At 66.4% G+C, this 1493-nt stretch carries 2 protein-coding genes; both read right to left on the bottom strand.

Annotated features, from left to right (window positions below):
- The coding region (locus tag T281_RS17095; RefSeq protein WP_037242523.1) for a major capsid protein at positions 1 to 648 on the bottom strand (648 nt) is incomplete at its 3' end.
- A gap of 88 nt (positions 649 to 736) precedes the next feature.
- Positions 737 to 1462 (bottom strand): hypothetical protein, encoded by a 726-nt coding sequence (locus tag T281_RS17090; RefSeq protein WP_037242520.1) that lies wholly within the window; start codon positions 1460 to 1462, stop codon positions 737 to 739.
- Between the last annotated feature and the right edge of the window lie 31 nt (positions 1463 to 1493).

Below are 1493 nucleotides of genomic sequence, written 5' to 3'. Positions count from 1 at the left end.
GCCTGCGTGATTGCCCACGGTGTAGTTGACGACGTTCTGCGAGGCGTAACAGTCGGTGTTGCCGACGAGCGGCAGGCGCGACTTTTCAAGCGCGGTCTTCGCCACATCCGGCACATGCAGGCTCGTGAAGCTCGACGCCATGCCGTAGAAGTCGGCGGGCGAGAGACAAGCCGTGCGCGGGCTCGGCACCGCCATTTCGTCGAGGCGCTGCGGCGCGGCGATGAACGACTTGTAGCCGTCGAGCGTTTGCCCCGGCGTGCCGACCCAGTTCCACACCGACTTGTAAAGCGACAGCACGTCGAGATCGAGCTGGTTCGCCAGCGCGATCATCGGATGCTTGAGGTAGCGCTCGGCAAAACGGTCGATGGAGAGCGTGAGGTCTTTCGTCGGGAAGCGCAGGTCCACGCCGCGTTGCGTGTCGATCTTGATCTGCACCTTGCCTTCGGTGGCGTCCTGCATCTGCGCGACGGAGCCGGAGCGCACGGCGTATTTCACCGGTTTGCGGATGGTGAGGGTGTCGCCGATCTTCGATTCGCCGAATTCGGCCTCGTAGGCGCGATACACCATCTTCGCGGCGACGAGGTTATTGTCGAGCTGCATCAGGCCTTCTTTGGCGATGAGGCTCGGCGTGAGGAGGGTAGAGGCCATGCGGGGAGGCTCCTTGGATTGAGGGAGGCGCAGCTGTCCGTTCCGCGTCAGAGGCGCGGCTCGAAAAGGGCCGGATTGCCGGGATGCGTCAGAAGCCGCGGGCGCGGCGGTATTCGTCGAAGCTCATCTGATCGAGCGGCTTGCCCGCATTGCCGCCGCGCCCGGTGAGCGCGCCGATTGGCTCGGGCGCGCGGCTGATGGCGGCCTGCGCGATGTCGAGGCGCGCTTCGAGCCGGGCGATCGCCATCACCTGACTGACAGGCGGAAGCGCCGCGATGCGCTGGGCTTCGCCGGGGTTCTTGCCGAGGAAATAGGCGATCTCCGCGCCTCGCGGCGTCTCGCGGATCGATTCCGCCATGATCGGCGTGACGGCGAGGTTAGGGTTGTGCGCCACCTCGTCGAAGTCCGGCACCTTTTCGCGGAACGCGGCGGTCGTTTCGCCCCACGCGTCGTAGGCGGCGCGGGCTGCGATCTCGCGGGCCTGTTCGGCCTGACGAGCGAGGATTTCCGCGCCGACCTCGCGCACGGCCTGCTCGGCAACGGCGCGGGTGTAATCTTCGGGCGTGCGATAATCCTGCGGGCGGCCCGCGCTCTGCAACCGCTGGCGGAGTTGCTGCGCCTGTGCCGCGCTCGTCTGCGCTAAGGCGTCGGCAACCTCCTTGTCGCGTATGAGGCGGTCGACGCGTGCCTTGCGGGGCGCGCCTTTGCGCTGAGGGGAGCCGCCTTGGCCTGCGGCCTCGCTCGCGTCGTCTTGAAGGGCGGAAAAAGCCAAAGCGGCTTCATCCGCCGACGGGGTGTCGTCGGGGGTTGTCATGCGCGGTCCTTTTGCTGATGGAAGAAAACTA

It is taken from the genome of Rhodomicrobium udaipurense JA643 (assembly GCF_000636015.1).
Taxonomy (GTDB): domain Bacteria; phylum Pseudomonadota; class Alphaproteobacteria; order Rhizobiales; family Rhodomicrobiaceae; genus Rhodomicrobium; species Rhodomicrobium udaipurense.
Note: the sequence above shows the minus strand (reverse complement) of the source record. Positions and strands in the feature narration are given on the sequence as shown.

Excerpts from the sequence above, each read along its gene's own strand:
- T281_RS17090 (WP_037242520.1), bottom strand. The coding sequence starts at position 1,462 with ATGACAACCCCCGACGACACCCCGTCGGCGGATGAAGCCGCTTTGGCT.